The organism is Chromobacterium sp. IIBBL 290-4 (assembly GCF_024207115.1).
Classification (GTDB): domain Bacteria; phylum Pseudomonadota; class Gammaproteobacteria; order Burkholderiales; family Chromobacteriaceae; genus Chromobacterium.
Genome location: NZ_CP100128.1, coordinates 534,057 through 549,533 on the forward strand (window position 1 = coordinate 534,057; position 15,477 = coordinate 549,533).

14 protein-coding genes are annotated in these 15,477 nt (G+C 62.9%); 2 read left to right on the forward strand and 12 right to left on the reverse strand.

Translation table 11 applies throughout. The features are described from left to right. Positions 1–16: 16 nt before the first annotated feature. The 12 genes from sucC to NKT35_RS02495 all read right to left on the reverse strand — a co-directional run bounded on the left by sucC (position 17) and on the right by NKT35_RS02495 (position 13,052). Positions 17–1,189, reverse strand: coding sequence for an ADP-forming succinate--CoA ligase subunit beta (sucC, locus tag NKT35_RS02440; RefSeq protein WP_254298434.1), 1,173 nt, complete (start codon positions 1,187–1,189; stop codon positions 17–19). Positions 1,190–1,353: 164 nt separating this feature from the next. After that, positions 1,354–2,787 (reverse strand): dihydrolipoyl dehydrogenase, encoded by a 1,434-nt coding sequence (lpdA, locus tag NKT35_RS02445; RefSeq protein WP_254298436.1) that lies wholly within the window; start codon positions 2,785–2,787, stop codon positions 1,354–1,356. A 16-nt stretch (positions 2,788–2,803) separates the two neighbouring features. Then, positions 2,804–2,989, reverse strand: coding sequence for a hypothetical protein (locus NKT35_RS02450; RefSeq protein WP_254298438.1), 186 nt, complete (start codon positions 2,987–2,989; stop codon positions 2,804–2,806). A gap of 56 nt (positions 2,990–3,045) precedes the next feature. Beyond that, entirely contained in the window at positions 3,046–4,290 is a 1,245-nt protein-coding gene (odhB, locus tag NKT35_RS02455; RefSeq protein WP_254298442.1) for a 2-oxoglutarate dehydrogenase complex dihydrolipoyllysine-residue succinyltransferase, read from the reverse strand. 52 nt (positions 4,291–4,342) lie between these two features. Then, on the reverse strand, positions 4,343–7,171 hold the full coding sequence (locus NKT35_RS02460) for a 2-oxoglutarate dehydrogenase E1 component (protein ID WP_254298455.1): 2,829 nt from the start codon (positions 7,169–7,171) through the stop codon (positions 4,343–4,345). 130 nt (positions 7,172–7,301) lie between these two features. Further along, positions 7,302–8,591 (reverse strand): citrate synthase, encoded by a 1,290-nt coding sequence (gene gltA, locus NKT35_RS02465; RefSeq protein ID WP_254298470.1) that lies wholly within the window; start codon positions 8,589–8,591, stop codon positions 7,302–7,304. A 48-nt stretch (positions 8,592–8,639) separates the two neighbouring features. Further along, positions 8,640–8,888 carry an FAD assembly factor SdhE gene (locus NKT35_RS02470; RefSeq protein ID WP_254298486.1) on the reverse strand — a complete coding sequence of 83 codons (249 nt, stop codon included), beginning with the start codon at positions 8,886–8,888 and terminating at the stop codon, positions 8,640–8,642. Beyond that, complete coding sequence (locus NKT35_RS02475; protein ID WP_254298502.1) at positions 8,885–9,595, reverse strand: succinate dehydrogenase iron-sulfur subunit; 711 nt, start codon at positions 9,593–9,595, stop codon at positions 8,885–8,887. The genes NKT35_RS02470 and NKT35_RS02475 overlap by 4 nt, the downstream gene beginning before the upstream one ends. 14 nt (positions 9,596–9,609) lie before the next feature. Then, the gene (sdhA, locus tag NKT35_RS02480; RefSeq protein ID WP_254298524.1) at positions 9,610–11,382 is read right to left on the reverse strand and encodes a succinate dehydrogenase flavoprotein subunit; all 1,773 of its coding nucleotides are present in this window, start codon (positions 11,380–11,382) and stop codon (positions 9,610–9,612) included. Then, positions 11,382–11,726, reverse strand: a complete 345-nt coding sequence (gene sdhD, locus NKT35_RS02485; protein WP_254298525.1) for a succinate dehydrogenase, hydrophobic membrane anchor protein — start codon at positions 11,724–11,726, stop codon at positions 11,382–11,384. Before sdhD ends, sdhA begins: the two co-directional genes overlap by 1 nt. After that, entirely contained in the window at positions 11,720–12,097 is a 378-nt protein-coding gene (sdhC, locus tag NKT35_RS02490; protein ID WP_254298543.1) for a succinate dehydrogenase, cytochrome b556 subunit, read from the reverse strand. Before sdhC ends, sdhD begins: the two co-directional genes overlap by 7 nt. Before the next feature lie 220 nt (positions 12,098–12,317). Further along, entirely contained in the window at positions 12,318–13,052 is a 735-nt protein-coding gene (locus NKT35_RS02495) for a GntR family transcriptional regulator (RefSeq protein ID WP_254298551.1), read from the reverse strand. Positions 13,053–13,250: 198 nt separating this feature from the next. Between NKT35_RS02495 and NKT35_RS02500 the strand changes: the two genes are divergently transcribed. Together NKT35_RS02500 and prfB are read left to right on the forward strand one after the other, a co-directional pair. Continuing rightward, entirely contained in the window at positions 13,251–14,231 is a 981-nt protein-coding gene (locus tag NKT35_RS02500) for a malate dehydrogenase (protein ID WP_021478556.1), read from the forward strand. A 111-nt stretch (positions 14,232–14,342) separates the two neighbouring features. Beyond that, a protein-coding gene (gene prfB / locus NKT35_RS02505; RefSeq protein ID WP_254298554.1) for a peptide chain release factor 2 occupies positions 14,343–15,450 on the forward strand; the annotation gives its coding sequence in 2 pieces (ribosomal slippage) (positions 14,343–14,426 and positions 14,428–15,450; 1,107 coding nt in all). Positions 15,451–15,477 lie beyond the last annotated feature (27 nt).

Below are 15,477 nucleotides of genomic sequence, written 5' to 3' on the forward strand. Positions count from 1 at the left end.
CAGCTCAGTGCGGGTCTCAGGCCACGGCCTTGACGGCGGCGACGATCTTCTCGGCAGCGTCGTTCAGACCCTGGGCGGAAGTCAGTTTCAGACCGGATTCGTCCAGGATCTTGGCGCCCAGTTCGGCGTTGTTGCCTTCCAGACGAACCACGACCGGCACGGTCACATTCACTTCCTTGACGGCGGCGATGATGGCTTCGGCGATCATGTCGCAGCGGACGATGCCGCCGAAGATGTTGATCAGCACGCCTTGCACCGAGGTGTCGGCCAGGATCAGCTTGAACGCTTCGATCACGCGCTCTTTGGTGGCGCCGCCGCCCACGTCCAGGAAGTTGGCCGGCTGGCCGCCCTTCAGCTTGATGATGTCCATGGTGGCCATCGCCAGGCCGGCGCCGTTCACCATGCAGCCGATATTGCCTTCCAGGGCCACGTAGTTCAGGTCGAACTCGGAAGCCTTCACTTCACGCTCGTTCTCCTGGCTCTTGTCGCGCTGGGCCAGCAGTTCCGGGTGGCGGTACAGGGCATTGGAGTCCAGGTTGATCTTGCCGTCCACGCAAGCGAGCTCGCCGTTTTCGCGCAGCGCCAGCGGGTTCACTTCGAACAGGGCGAAGTCGTTTTCGACGAAGGCCTGGTAGGAGCCCAGCATCAGCTTGGAGAAAGCGGTGATCTGCGCGCCGGACAGGCCCAGCGCGAACGCGGCGTCGCGCGCCTGGAACGGCTGCATGCCGACCAGCGGGTCCACTTCGATCTTGATGATCTTTTCCGGGGTCTCTTCAGCCACCTTCTCGATTTCCACGCCGCCTTCGGTGGAAACCATGAACACGACGCGCTGGCTGCCGCGGTCGACCACGGCGCCCAGGTACAGCTCGCGCTGCACCGGGTACATGTCTTCGCAGACCAGAACCGAGTTCACCGGCTGGCCGGCGGCGTCGGTCTGATAGGTCACCAGATTGGTGCCGATCAGGGTCTTGGCGACTTCGGCGGCTTCTTCGCGGCTCTTCACCACTTTCACGCCACCGGCCTTGCCGCGGCCACCGGCGTGCACCTGGGCCTTGACGACGGCGAATTTGCCGCCCAGCTTGTCGTAAGCGGCAGCCGCTTCTTCCGGCGACTTGGCCAGAATGCCTTGTTGCACCGGCAGGCCGTAACGGCTCAGCAGCTCTTTCGCTTGGTATTCATGCAGGTTCATCTATGGTTTCCTTTCGGGGAAATGATGGCGGGCATGCGCCTCTGCCTCTATTCCTTGATCGCTTGCCAAACCTTTTGTTGGCACAGACCGACGGCCAGCCCCCCGGCTGGCCGCTCATCCGTTGCCGGTCGGGTCGTGCGCATTGTACACGACCCGGACCGACCTCAACCGTGCAACGCGCGCTTGTCGGCGGCGAGGGCGGCTTCGTGGATCACTTCCGACAACGACGGGTGGGCGTGGATGATGCGCGCCAGGTCTTCGCTGGCCGCCTTGAACTCCATGCTCACCACGCCTTCGCTGACCAGCTCGGACACCATCGGGCCTATCATGTGCAGGCCCAGGATGCGGTCGGTCTTGGCGTCGGCCAGAATCTTCACCGTGCCTTGCGCCTGGCCCAGGCCCAGCGCGCGGCCGTTGGCGCCGAAGCCGGACGTGCCCTTTTTGTACTCGACGCCCTCAGCCTTCAGCTGCTCTTCGGTCTTGCCGACCCAGGCGATTTCCGGCGAGGTGTAGATCACCCACGGGATCACGCCGAAGTCGACGTGCGGCTTCTGGCCGGCGATGCGCTCGGCCACGGCCACGCCCTCTTCCGACGCCTTGTGCGCCAGCATCGGGCCGCGCACCACGTCGCCGATCGCCCAGATATTGGGCAGATTGGTGTGGCAATGCTCGTCCACAGCGATGAAGCCGCGCTCGTCCAGTTGCAGGCCCACCACATCGACGCCCAGGCCCTGAATGTTCGGCACGCGGCCGATGGAGACGATCAGCTTGTCGAACTCGGCCTTCACCGCTTCGCCGTTCAGTTCGTAATTGACGGTGACGCTCTTCTTGCCGGCCTTCACTTCGCCGATTTTGACGCCCAGCTTGATGTCGAGACCCGTATCTTTAGTCAGCGTCTTGAACGCTTCCTTGGCGATCTGCTGGTCGGCGGCGGCCAGGAAGGTCGGCGCGGCTTCCAGAATGGTCACCTCGGCGCCCAGGCGCTTCCAGACCGAGCCCATTTCCAGGCCGATCACGCCGGCGCCGATCACGCCCAGACGCTTCGGCACCGCGGCCAGCGCCAGCGCGCCTTCGTTGTCCAGCACCAGCTGGTTGTCGGTGGCCAGGCCCGGCAGCGCGCGCGGACTGGAACCGGTGGCCACGATCACGTGGACAGCTTCCAGCGTATCCACCACCGCGCCATTGTCGGTGACTTCGATCAGCCACTTGTCGCCCTGGCGGCCCTTGAAGGCGGCCAGGCCGTGGATGTTGGCGACCTTGTTCTTCTTGAACAGGAAGCCGATGCCGGCGGCGTTCTTGGTGATGATGTCGGTCTTGCGGCTCAGCATCTGGCCGACGTCCATCTTGGCGCCGGACACGGAAATGCCGTGCTTGGCGAAATCATGCTGCACGGCGTGGAAGTTTTCCGACGACTGCAGCAGCGCCTTGGACGGAATGCAACCCACGTTCAGGCAGGTGCCGCCAAGCGACGGCTTGCCTTCCGGGTTCTTGAACGCATCGACGCAGGCGGTGTTGAAACCGAGCTGGGCCGCGCGGATGGCGGCAACATAGCCGCCGGGGCCGCCGCCGATCACTACCACATCAAACTGTTGGCTCATGGGATTTCCCTTGGGGTCAGGCCTTGCCGACTTTGAACAGCAAGGCCCCGAAAGCGATCATGAACAGCGCGATGACGATCTTGCCGAACAAAACATAGCGGTCTTCCCGTATTCCCTGCTGGCGTTTCTTCCAGGTGAGGAACAACAGCGCCACCCCGGCCAAAACCGAGGCGATGGCGTAAACCCAATCCGGCAGATTCATTCAAACTCCATTCATGTGAAATCAGACGGGCCTGCGCATGGCAGGCCCGGCCATCATTACAGGTCGAGCAGCAGGCGAGCCGGATCTTCTATGGCGTCCTTGATGGCCACCAGGCTCAGCACCGCTTCGCGACCGTCGATGATGCGGTGGTCGTAGGACTGGGCAAGATACATCATCGGACGCACCACCACTTGACCGTTCTCAACCACGGCGCGCTCCTTGGTGGCGTGCATGCCCAGGATCGCCGATTGCGGCGGGTTGATGATGGGGGTGGACATCATCGAACCGAAGGTGCCGCCGTTGGAGATGGTGTAAGTGCCGCCGGTCAGCTCTTCCACCGTCAGCTTGCCCTCCTGGGCGCGCTTGCCGAAGTCGGCGATCTGCTTCTCGATCTCGGCCAGGGACAGCTGGTCGGCGTTGCGGATCACCGGCACCACCAGGCCGCGCGGGCTGCCCACGGCCACGCCGATGTCGAAGTAGCCGTGGTAGACGATGTCGTTGCCGTCAACCGAGGCGTTCACGATCGGGTATTTCTTCAGCGCGGCCACGGCGGCCTTGACGAAGAAGCCCATGAAACCCAGCTTGATGCCGTGTTCCTTCTCGAAACGGTCCTTGTACTTGGCGCGCAGGTCCATCACCGGCTTCATGTTCACTTCATTGAAGGTGGTGAGGATGGCGTTGGTCTGCTGGCTCAGCAGCAGGCGCTCGGCCACGCGCTGGCGCAGGCGCGACATCGGCACGCGCTGTTCGGCGCGGCCGGACAGGATGCCGGCCACGTTTACCGCTGCCGGGGTGGAGGACAGCGCCACGCCGGCGCTGGCGATCACCGGGCCGGCTTGCGACGGAGCGGATTGCTTGGCGGCGGCTTGCACGTCTTCCTTCAGCACGCGGCCATCGCGGCCGGAACCGGCCACCTTGGACAGGTCCACGCCGGTTTCGGCGGCCAGTTTGGCGGCGGACGGCATGGCGGCGGCGCCGGCAACCGGAGCGGCTTGAACCGGAGCCGGAGCGGCTGTGGGGGCCGGAGCGGCGGCAGCGGCCGGGGCGGCTGCGCCAGCCTTGGCGGCGGTGTCGATGCGGGCCAGCAATTGGCCGGAGGTGACGGTCGCGCCGTCTTGCTCAACGATTTCCACCAGCACGCCGGCTTGCGGGGCCGGCAGTTCCAGCACGACTTTGTCCGTTTCCAGGTCGATCAGGTTTTCGTCGCGGTTGACGAATTCGCCCACCTTCTTGTGCCAGCTCATCAGGGCGGCTTCGGATACGGACTCGGGCAGTTGCGGGACTTGGACTTCAATCAGCATGTTCTTCTCCATGGCGGGGCGGCCGCGGTGCCGCCCCTTTTCTCTCGTTGGCTCAGCGGGAAACCGTCATCGCTTCTTCGACGAAGGCCTTCAGCTGGGCGACGTGCTTGCTCATATAGCCGACGGCCGGCGAAGCGGACGACGGACGACCGGCGAAGGACAATTGCTGCTTGGACGACAGCAGGCCTTCCAGGCGATGGCGGATCTGGTACCAGGCGCCCTGGTTGCGCGGCTCTTCCTGCACCCACATCACTTCCTTGGCCTGCGGGAAGCGCGCCAGCTCGGCGGCCACCTGCTCGGTCGGGAACGGGTACAGCTGTTCGATGCGGACGATGGCCACTTCTTCCTCCAGACCGCGTTCCTTGCGGCCGGCGGCGAGGTCGTAATACACCTGGCCGGCGCACAGCACCACGCGCTTGACCTTCTTGCCGTCCTTGACCACGCTGTCGCCGATCACCGGGCGGAAGCTGCCGGAGCTCAGGTCTGCGATCGGGCTCATCGAGTCCTTGAAGCGCAGCAGGCGCTTGGACAGGAAGATCACCAGCGGCTTGCGATACGGGCGTAGCACCTGGCGGCGCAGCAGGTGGAACATCTGGCCGGCTTCGGACGGCATCACGATCTGCATATTGTGCTCGGCGCACAGTTGCAGCCAGCGCTCGACGCGGGCGGAGGAGTGTTCCGGGCCCTGGCCGTCATAGCCGTGCGGCAGGATGTTGGTCAGGCCGCACAGACGGCCCCACTTGGTTTCGCCGGAGGAAATGAACTGGTCGATGGCCACCTGGGCGCCGTTGGCGAAGTCGCCGAACTGGGCTTCCCAGATCACCAGCTGGTCCGGAGAGGAACAGGCATAGCCGTATTCATAGGCCAGCACCGCTTCTTCGTTCAGGATGGAGTCGATCACCAGGAAATCGGCCTGGTTGTCGGACATATTGCGCAGCGGCACGTAAGCGCCCTGGTCCCAGCGTTCGCGGTTCTGATCGTGCAGCACGGCGTGGCGGTGGCTGAAGGTGCCGCGGCCGGAGTCTTCGCCGGAGATGCGCACGCCGTAGCCATTGGTCACCAGGCTGGCGTAGGCCAGCGTTTCGGCCATGCCCCAATCCACCGGCTGTTCGCCGGCGGCCATCGCCTTGCGGGCAGTCAGCACCTTCTGCACGGTCGGGTGCAGCTTGAAGCCGTCCGGCAGCGTGGTGAACTTGTCGGTCAGGCGCTGCAGATCGGCCTGCGGCAGCGAGGTGTCGGTCGGGTGCGCCCAGTGGGTGCCCAGATACTGGCTGAAATCCAGCGCGTGTTCGCGCTTGTAGTTGGACAGCGTGGTCTGTTCGACATGCTCGCCCTTGTCCAGCGCGTCGCGGTAGGCCTGGATCTGCGCGTCGGACTCTTCAGTCTTCAGCACGCCTTCCTTGGCCAGACGCTCGGCGTACATCGCGCGCACGCCTTGGTGCTTGGCGATCTTCTTGTACATCATCGGCTGGGTCAGGAAGGGATCGTCGCCCTCGTTGTGGCCCAGTTTGCGATAGCACACCAGGTCGATGACCACATCCTTCTTGAAGGTCATGCGGTAGTCCAGCGCGGCCTGCATCACGTAGCAGACGGCTTCCGGATCATCGCCGTTCACGTGCAGGATAGGCGCTTCGACCATCTTGGCCACGTCGGTGCAATACATCGTCGAGCGGATGTCGCGAGTATCCGAAGTGGTGAAGCCCACCTGGTTGTTGATGACGATGTGGATGGTGCCGCCGGTGCCGTAGCCGCGGGTTTGCGACAGGTTGAAGGTGCCCTGGTTGACGCCCAGGCCGCCGAAGGCGGAGTCGCCGTGGATCAATACCGGCACCACGGTCTTGCGTTCGCTGTCCTTGCGGCGCTCCTGGCGCGCGCGAACCGAGCCCTCCACCACTGGGTTGACGATTTCCAGGTGGGAGGGGTTGAATGCCAGCGACACGTGCATCGGGCCATTGGCGGTCGGGATGTCGGACGAGAAGCCCATGTGGTACTTCACGTCGCCGGAGGCCATCTGCTGGGCGGCCTTGCCTTCGAACTCGGCGAACAGGTCGCGCGGCTGTTTGCCCAGGGTGTTGACCAGCACGTTCAGGCGGCCGCGGTGGGCCATGCCGATGATCAGTTCCTGCACGCCTTGCGAGGTGGCGTTCTGGATCAGGTGGTCCAGCGCCGCGATGGCGGATTCGCCGCCTTCCAGCGAGAAGCGCTTCTGGCCCACATACTTGGTGTGCAGGTAGCGCTCCAGCGTTTCGGCCGCGGTGATCTGCTTCAGAATGCGCTTTTTCTTGTCGGCGTCGTAGCGCGGCGTGGACAGGTCGCCCTCGAAGCGCTTCTGCACCCAATGCTTTTCAGACGATTGGGTGATGTGCATGTATTCCACGCCGATATTGCCGCAGTAGGTCTGCTTCAGACGCGACAGGATGTCGGACAGCGGCAGCTTCTGCGCGCCCACCAGCGAGCCGGCGTTGAACTGCACCGCCATGTCGGCGTCGGTGAGGCCGTGGGTAGCCGGATCCAGCTCGCGCACGATCTCCTGGTCCATCCGCTTCAGCGGGTCCAGATTGGCCTGGCGCGCGCCCAGCACGCGGTAGGCGGAGATCAGCTTCAGCACGCCCACCTGCTTTTGCATCGCTTCCCAATCGGTGGCGGCGGCGCCGCGCTGGCCGATCACCGGCTTTTTGGCCAGCTGGATGAACGATTCCTGGATGGGCTGGTGCGGCACATCGCGCTCGGCGGCGCCCGGCGATTGGGCCAGCTTGTCGAAATAGTCGCGCCACTCCTGCGGCACGGAATTGACGTCAGCGAGGTACTGTTCGTACAGCTCCTCGATGAACGGGGCATTCCCGCCGAACAGGTAGGAATGGCTGTACATGGATTGCATCATGGTCTGGCTACCCTTTGTCTAAGACGTTGCAGCAATTACTCAAAGCGCTATGGCAAGGCGGCCTTGCCGCAGCGCTCTGAAAAAAGGGCTGGTCGAAGCCCCCGCTCCAACCAACCCCGATTCAGTCAAATCAACGCTTGGCGACTTCCACGAAGTCGCGGCGGCCGGCGCCGGTGTACAGCTGGCGCGGACGGCCAATCTTCATGCCCGGATCGCCGATCATCTCGTTCCAGTGCGCGATCCAGCCCACAGTGCGGGCCAGCGCGAAGATCGGGGTGAACATCGAAACCGGGATGCCGATGGCGGCCAGCACGATGCCGGAGTAGAAGTCCACGTTCGGGTACAGCTTGCGCTCGATGAAGTACGGATCGTTCAGGGCGATCTTTTCCAGCTCCATCGCCAGCTTGAACTTCGGGTCATTGTGCAGGCCCAGTTCCTTCAGCACGTCGTCGCAAGTCTGCTTCATGATGGCGGCGCGCGGGTCCATGTTCTTGTACACGCGGTGGCCGAAGCCCATCAGTTTGTAGCGCTTGTCCTTCACGCCTTGCATGAAGTCGGCCACATTGTCCACGGAGCCGATTTCGTCGAGCATCTTCAGCACGGCTTCATTGGCGCCGCCGTGGGACGGGCCCCACAGGCAGGCGATGCCGGCGGCGATACATGCGAACGGGTTGGCGCCGGAAGAACCGGCCAGACGCACGGTGGAGGTGGAGGCGTTCTGCTCGTGGTCGGCGTGCAGGGTGAAGATGCGGTCCATGGCGCGGGCCAGAACCGGGTTCACCTTGTACTCTTCGCACGGGGTGGAGAACATCATGTGCAGGAAGTTTTCCGCGTAGGTCAGGCCGTTCTTCGGGTAGGAGAACGGCAGGCCCTTGTTGTAGCGGTAAGCTTGGGCGGCGATGGTCGGCAGCTTGGCGATCAGGCGGTGCGCCGAGATGCGGCGGTGCTCCGGATTGGAGATGTCCAGCGAGTCATGGTAGAAGGCGGACAGCGCGCCCACCACGCCCACCATCACGGCCATCGGGTGCGCGTCGCGGCGGAAACCCTTGAACAGGCTCATCAGCTGGTCGTGCAGCATGTTGTGGCGCATCACGCCGCGCTCGAATTCCTTGCGCTGGGCCGCGGTCGGCAGTTCGCCGTTCAGCAGCAGGTAGCACACTTCCAGGTAGTCGCTCTTCTCGGCCAGTTGCTCGATCGGGTAGCCGCGGTAGTACAGCTGGCCCAGATCGCCGTCGATGAAGGTGATGCCGGATTCGCAGCTGGCGGTGGCCAGGAAGCCCGGGTCGAAAGTGAACATGCCGGTTTTGCCGAAGGAGCGGATGTCGACGACGTCCGGACCCAGGCTGCCCTCCAGCACGGGCAGGTCGATGGTTTCTTTACCCTCGTTGTAGCTGAGCGTTACTTTGCGATTCGTTTCCACAGCAATACTCCCAGTCGTTTATTTCGTTGTTGTTGTGGTGGAAAACCATCACAGCGATCGCAGGATCGCCACGATGGCCATTTCTTCCGGATCCTCGAGATCGGCCTTGCCGTTTACGATATCCAGAAAGTCAGTGTCCGGCAGGTCCAGCAAGCGCCGGTAGGCCTCGATCTCGGCCGGGGACAGCCGCTCGAACGGGCCGGCGAAGAATTTCTCCAGCACCAGGTCGAGTTCGAGCAGGCCCCGGCGCGAACGCCAGCGGATCCGTTTCAGTTCGATCGGATCGTAAGCGGTCATACCGCGCGCCTTACCATCAGGTCCTTGATCTTGCCGATCGCCTTGGTCGGGTTCAGACCCTTGGGGCAAACGTCGACGCAGTTCATGATGGTGTGGCAACGGAACAGGCGGTAGGGATCTTCCAGATTGTCCAGACGCTCGCTGGTGGCTTCATCGCGGGTATCCGCAATGAAACGGTAGGCCGCCAACAGGCCGGCCGGGCCGACGAACTTGTCCGGATTCCACCAGAACGACGGGCAGGACGTGGAGCAACACGCGCACAGGATGCACTCGTACAGGCCGTCCAGCTCCTTGCGGTCTTCCGGCGACTGCTTGCGCTCGCGTTCCGGCGGCGGCGTGTCGTTGATCACATACGGCTTGATCGAGTTGTACTGCTTGAAGAACTGCGCCATGTCCACGATCAGGTCGCGCACCACCGGCAGGCCCGGCAGCGGACGCAGCTCGATCGGCTGTTTCAGGCCGCGGAAGTCGGTCAGGCAGGCCAGACCATTCTTGCCGTTGATGTTCATGGCGTCGGAGCCGCACACGCCTTCGCGACAGGAGCGGCGGAAGGACAGCGTGTCGTCCTTGATCTTCAGCTTCACCAGCGCGTCTAGGAGCTTGTGCTCGGTGGAATCCATCTCCACGCTGATGTCCTGCATATACGGCTTGGCATCCTTGTCCGGGTTGTAACGGTAGATGCTGAATTTGATGGTTTCGGTCGTCATCTCTGGTTCAACCCTTAGTAGGAGCGCGTCTTCAACGCGATCGTGTCCACGGTCAACGGCTTCATGTTCACCGGCTTGTATTCCAGTCGATTGCCATCGCGGAACCACAGCGTGTGCTTGAGCCAGTTCTGGTCGTCGCGGCCGTTCGGGGTTTCATCGGTGTCCGGCGCGTCGTCGCGCACGTGGGCGCCGCGGCTCTCGGTGCGGGCGTTGGCGCTGATCATGGTGGCCTTGGCCACTTCGATCAGGTTTTCCAGCTCCAGCGCTTCGATGCGGGCGGTGTTGAACACCTTGGACTTGTCGCCGATTTCAGTCTTGGCGACCATCTTTTCCACTTCCAGGATCTTGTCCACGCCTTGGGACAGCATGTCCTTGAAGCGGAACACGCCGCAGTGCGCCTGCATGGTGCGCTGCAGTTCGGCGCGCGCTTCATGCACCGGCACGCCATTGGTCTGGTTGTCCAGGCGGGCGACGCGGGCGACGGAGCGCTCCACATCGGCGGTGGACAGTTCCGGCAGATCTTCCGGCTGCTGCTTGATGAACTCGATCATCGAGTTGGCCGAGCTCTTGCCGAAGACCAGCAGGTCCAGCAGCGAGTTGGTGCCCAGGCGGTTGGCGCCGTGCACCGATGCGCAGGCGCATTCGCCGGCGGCGTAGAAGCCATGCACCGCTTGGCCGTGAATCACCACTTCGCCGTGGTAATTGGTGGGGATGCCGCCCATCTGGTAGTGGCAGGTCGGCACCACCGGGATCGGGGCCTTGATCGGGTCCACGCCGGCGAACTTGATCGAGATTTCGCGGATGCCCGGCAGCTTGGACTTGATCACCTCGGGGTCGAGGTGGGTGATGTCCAGCAGCACGTGATCCTTGTTCGGACCGCAGCCGCGGCCTTCGTTGATCTCGGTCACCATGGCGCGCGACACCACGTCGCGGGAAGCCAGGTCCTTAGCGTTCGGCGCGTAGCGTTCCATGAAGCGTTCGCCCTGCGCATTGCGCAGAATGCCGCCTTCGCCGCGCACGCCTTCAGTGATCAGCACGCCCGCGCCGGCCACGCCGGTCGGGTGGAACTGCCAGAATTCCATATCTTCCAGCGGAATGCCCGCGCGCGCCGCCATGCCCACGCCGTCGCCGGTATTGATGAAGGCGTTGGTGGACGAAGCGAAGATGCGGCCGGCGCCGCCGGTGGCGAACAAGGTGGCCTTGGCCTGGAACACCACGATTTCCGAGGTTTCCATTTCCATGGCCACCACGCCTTGCACGCGGCCTTCGGCGTCGCGGATCAGGTCCAGCGCCATCCATTCCACGAAGAAATGGGTGTTGGCGCGCACATTGCGCTGATACAGCGCGTGCAGCATGGCGTGGCCGGTGCGGTCGGCCGCGGCGCAAGCGCGGCGAACCGGCTTCTCGCCGAAGTTCGACATATGGCCGCCGAACGGACGCTGGTAGATGGTGCCGTCGGCGTTGCGGTCGAACGGCATGCCGAAGTGCTCCAGCTCCACCACCACCTTCGGGGCTTCGCGGCACATGAATTCAATCGCGTCCTGGTCGCCCAGCCAGTCCGACCCCTTGACGGTGTCGTACATATGCCAGTGCCAATGATCTTCCTCGGAGTTGCCGAGCGAAGCGGACACGCCGCCCTGGGCGGCTACGGTGTGGGAACGGGTCGGGAAGACTTTGGACAGCACGGCGGTCTTCAGGCCGGCCTCCGACAGTTGCAGCGCGGCACGCATGCCTGCGCCGCCGGCGCCCACGATTACGGCATCAAAATGACGAACGGCTACGCCCATTACAGCCCCCAAACCACTTTAACGGAATAGATAAAACAGGAAACCAGCCACAGGATGGTGAATACGTGCAGCGCCAGGCGGATGCCCACCGGCTTCACATAGTCCATCCATACGTCGCGGATGCCCACCCATACGTGCAGGAACAGCGCCAGCAGCGTCACTTGGGTGAACAGCTGCACCCAGGTCTGGCTGAACAATGCCTTCCAGCCGTCGAAGCCGTTGGGCAGCGCCAGCAGGAACAAGGCCATGGCCACGGTGTAGATCACCATGACGGTCGCGGTGACGCGCTGCATCACCCAATCGCGCAGGCCGTAGCCGGCGCCGACAACAATGCGGTTTACCATAGTGCGATGCCTCCCAGGACCACGGTCAGCACCAGGCTGACGGCCAACACGGTTTTGGCGGTGGCGCGGGCGGTCTCAAGCTCAAGACCTTTGTGAACGTCCAGAAACAGAAAACGGATGCCTGCGCAGAAGTGGTGCATATAAGCCCAGATCAGGCCCAGCAATACCAGTTTCATCAGCGGGTGGGAGACGACGGCGCGGTAAGTTTCGAACGACTCGGCGGAGCTGAGCGAACCGTGCAGCAGATAGATCAACAGCGGGAGGGAAAAGAACAACGCCACACCACTGACCCGGTGCAGGATGGAGACGAAACCCGGAACGGGCAGTCTGATCCTGGCCAAGTCCAGATGCTTCGGTCTTTGCTTCTGCATAAGGCTTTCCTTGGATGTTTTGTGACCAAGTGGTTTACATAACGGGAGGCCCACCTGGGCGCCCGCCCGGAAGGTTCGGTCCTTGTCGGCGGGCCGATAACTTCCTTTTCCTTGCATATCGCGATAATCCATTTGCAATATGCGCCGGGGATTCTAACAAAACTTCGCCTACACCGGGTCGATCACAACCCGTTTTAATCTATGTCAAATCCGCCACAGTTCAATCGTGCTTCACTGTGTAAGCCAATTGGTGGGTCAGACAGTAACGCTGCCGCCACTCCAGCGGCTGACCGTCCATGCCCGCCGACAGGCGCAGCAGGCATAGCGCCGGCACATCGGCCACCATGCCGGTCACGCCCAGCAAACTCGCCTCTTCGCGCGGCAGCATTTCCGCGCGGAACTGCTCGCACACCACTTTCAAACGCACGCCGAAACGCTGCTGCAAGGTGGCGTGCACGCCTTCCGAACTCCGCAGCCAGCGCGCGTCCAGCGTGTCGAAGGTTTCCGCCGGCAGCAGCACATCGTCCAGCGCCACCGGCGCCGCATGCCAGCGCCACAACAAGCGCACCCGCCACAAGGGCGCCAATCGTCTGAGCTTCAGCGCGGCGGCGATATCCTCGCTCGCGTTCAGGCGCGACAAACCCAGAAACTCCCTCGCCAACTCGTCCGGCTGCTCCTGGAACAAGCCCGGCGTCAACAGGCTGGACTCGCCCCAATCGCTGGGCACCGGCGCCACGAAAGTGCCCCTGCCCTGCTCCCGGTACAACAAGCCATCCGCCACCAGCTCGGTCAGCGCCTTGCGCACCGTGCCCTGGCTGGCACCCAGCTCGCCGGCCAGGTCCCATTCGCTGGGCAGCGCGTCATGGGCTCGCCACTCGCCCTCGGCCATTCTTTGCCTCAGTACCTGTTTGACCTGGGCATAAAGCGGCTGTCTTTTCAGCGCATTGACTGTCATGGTGTGTGTTGTATCACCAAACAAATCAAGCGTAAAGGCAAGTCTTATATAAGACATAAGACTAAAACGGTTGTTTGACAGCTTATTCGCGCCGGGTAGTCCAAATCGATAAACAGCCGTGTTACACTCAGCGCCACACCTATACTGCAGAGCAACATCTGCAGCTCATTATCGGATACATCAAAGGAGAGTCCGCCAATGAAAGCCCCCGTTCGCGTTGCCGTTACCGGCGCTGCCGGCCAGATCGGCTACAGCCTGCTGTTCCGCATTGCCAGTGGTGAAATGCTCGGCAAGGATCAACCGGTCATTCTTCACCTCCTGGACCTGCCGCAGGCCCAAACCGCGCTGAAGGGCGTGATGATGGAGCTGGAAGACTGTGCCTTCCCGCTCTTGGCCGGCATGGTGGCCACCGATGACCCGAACGTGGCCTTCAAGGACGTGAAGGTTGCATTGCTGGTCGGCGCCCGCCCGCGCAGCAAGGGCATGGAGCGCAAGGACCTGCTGGAAGCCAACGGCGCCATCTTCACCGTGCAGGGCAAGGCGCTGAACGATCACGCCGCCCGCGACGTCAAGGTGCTGGTAGTCGGCAACCCGGCCAACACCAATGCCTGGATCGCCATGAAGTCGGCTCCGGACCTGGATCCGAAAAACTTTACCGCCATGTTGCGTCTTGACCACAATCGCGCGCTGTCGCAGATCGCCGCCAAGACCGGCAAGCCGGTGGCTTCCATTGAAAAGCTGGCCGTATGGGGCAACCACTCGCCGACCATGTACGCCGACTACCGCTTCGCCACCATCGATGGCCAATCGGTTAAAACCCTGATCAACGACGACGTGTGGAACCGCGACGTGTTCCTGCCCACCGTGGGCAAGCGCGGCGCCGCCATCATCGAAGCGCGCGGCCTGTCGTCCGCCGCCTCCGCCGCCAACGCCGCCATCGACCACATCCATGACTGGGTGCTGGGCAGCAACGGCAAGTGGGTGACCATGGGCATTCCGTCCGACGGCTCCTACGGCATTCCGGAAGGCGTGATGTACGGCGTGCCGGTTGTATGCGAAAATGGCGAATACAAGCGTGTGGAAGGCCTGGAAATCGACGCGTTCAGCCGCGAGCGGATGGACCTGACCCTGGCCGAACTGGAAGAAGAGCGCGCAGCCATCGCTCACCTGTTTGGCTAAGACCCGGCCTGACTCCTGACGAAGCGCACCAAATGGTGCGCTTTTGTCATTGGACAAACCGCCGCGCACTATTTGCATTTACTAATACAGACTGCCATTTGGAGCAAGAGCATGATTGAAGTTGAAGTCCTGAACCAAATCGCGGCCAAAATCGAAGACCTGGCCGCCCGCGCCGCCGATATTCGGGGGTATCTTTGACTACGACGGCAAAAAAGACCGTCTGGAAGAAGTTAGCCGCCTGACCGAAGACCCGGAAATCTGGAACGAGCCGAAAAAGGCGCAGGATCTGGGCCGCGAGCGCAAGCAACTGGAAGACGTGGTACTGGTGCTGGACAGCATCAACGCCACCATCGCCGACAGCCGCGAACTGTTTGAAATGGGCAAGAGCGAGGAAGACGACGACACCATCTTCGCCGTGCAGGCCGATCTGGAAGAAGTGGAAGAAAAAGTGGCGAAGATGGAATTCCGCCGCATGTTCCACGACCCGATGGACCCGACCAACTGCTTCATCGACATCCAGGCCGGCGCCGGCGGCACCGAAGCCCAGGACTGGGCCGGCATGCTGGTGCGCATGTACACCCGCTACGCCGAACGCAAGGGCTTCAAGGTGGACGTACTGGAACTGTCCGAAGGCGAAGTGGCCGGCGTCACCAGCGCCACGCTGAAGATCGAAGGCGAATACGCCTACGGCCTGCTGCGCACCGAAGTGGGCGTGCACCGCCTGGTGCGCGTGTCGCCGTTCGACTCCAACGCCCGCCGCCACACCTCGTTCTCGTCGGTGTTCGTCTACCCGGAAGTGGACGACAGCTTCGAGATCGACATCAACCCGGCCGACGTGCGCACCGATACCTACCGCGCCTCCGGCGCCGGCGGTCAGCACATCAACAAGACCGACTCGGCCGTGCGTCTGACCCACATCCCGACCAATATCGTGGTGCAGTGCCAGAACGACCGTTCCCAGCACCGCAACCGCGACGAAGCCTGGCAGATGCTGCGCGCCAAGCTGTACGAGCTGGAACTGAAGAAGCGCAACGAAGCCAAGCAAGCGCTGGAAGACACCAAGACCGACGTGGGCTGGGGCCACCAGATCCGCTCCTATGTGTTCGACCAGTCCCGCATCAAGGATTTGCGCACCAGCTACGAAGTGGGCAACATCAAGGGCGTCATGGATGGCGACCTGGACGGCTTCATCGAAGCCAGCCTGAAACAAGGCGTGTAATTGCTATCGACCGGCCGCCCGCGGCCG

What these genes read in the sequence shown, in the direction of transcription:
- sucC (WP_254298434.1), bottom strand. Translation starts at nt 1,189, where the DNA reads ATGAACCTGCATGAATACCAAGCGAAAGAGCTGCTGAGCCGTTACGGC.
- lpdA (WP_254298436.1), bottom strand. Translation starts at nt 2,787, where the DNA reads ATGAGCCAACAGTTTGATGTGGTAGTGATCGGCGGCGGCCCCGGCGGC.
- NKT35_RS02450 (WP_254298438.1), bottom strand. Translation starts at nt 2,989, where the DNA reads ATGAATCTGCCGGATTGGGTTTACGCCATCGCCTCGGTTTTGGCCGGG.
- odhB (WP_254298442.1), bottom strand. Translation starts at nt 4,290, where the DNA reads ATGCTGATTGAAGTCCAAGTCCCGCAACTGCCCGAGTCCGTATCCGAA.
- NKT35_RS02460 (WP_254298455.1), bottom strand. Translation starts at nt 7,171, where the DNA reads ATGATGCAATCCATGTACAGCCATTCCTACCTGTTCGGCGGGAATGCC.
- NKT35_RS02470 (WP_254298486.1), bottom strand. Translation starts at nt 8,888, where the DNA reads ATGACCGCTTACGATCCGATCGAACTGAAACGGATCCGCTGGCGTTCG.
- NKT35_RS02475 (WP_254298502.1), bottom strand. Translation starts at nt 9,595, where the DNA reads ATGACGACCGAAACCATCAAATTCAGCATCTACCGTTACAACCCGGAC.
- sdhA (WP_254298524.1), bottom strand. Translation starts at nt 11,382, where the DNA reads ATGGGCGTAGCCGTTCGTCATTTTGATGCCGTAATCGTGGGCGCCGGC.
- sdhD (WP_254298525.1), bottom strand. Translation starts at nt 11,726, where the DNA reads ATGGTAAACCGCATTGTTGTCGGCGCCGGCTACGGCCTGCGCGATTGG.
- sdhC (WP_254298543.1), bottom strand. Translation starts at nt 12,097, where the DNA reads ATGCAGAAGCAAAGACCGAAGCATCTGGACTTGGCCAGGATCAGACTG.
- NKT35_RS02495 (WP_254298551.1), bottom strand. Translation starts at nt 13,052, where the DNA reads ATGACAGTCAATGCGCTGAAAAGACAGCCGCTTTATGCCCAGGTCAAA.
- NKT35_RS02500 (WP_021478556.1), top strand. Translation starts at nt 13,251, where the DNA reads ATGAAAGCCCCCGTTCGCGTTGCCGTTACCGGCGCTGCCGGCCAGATC.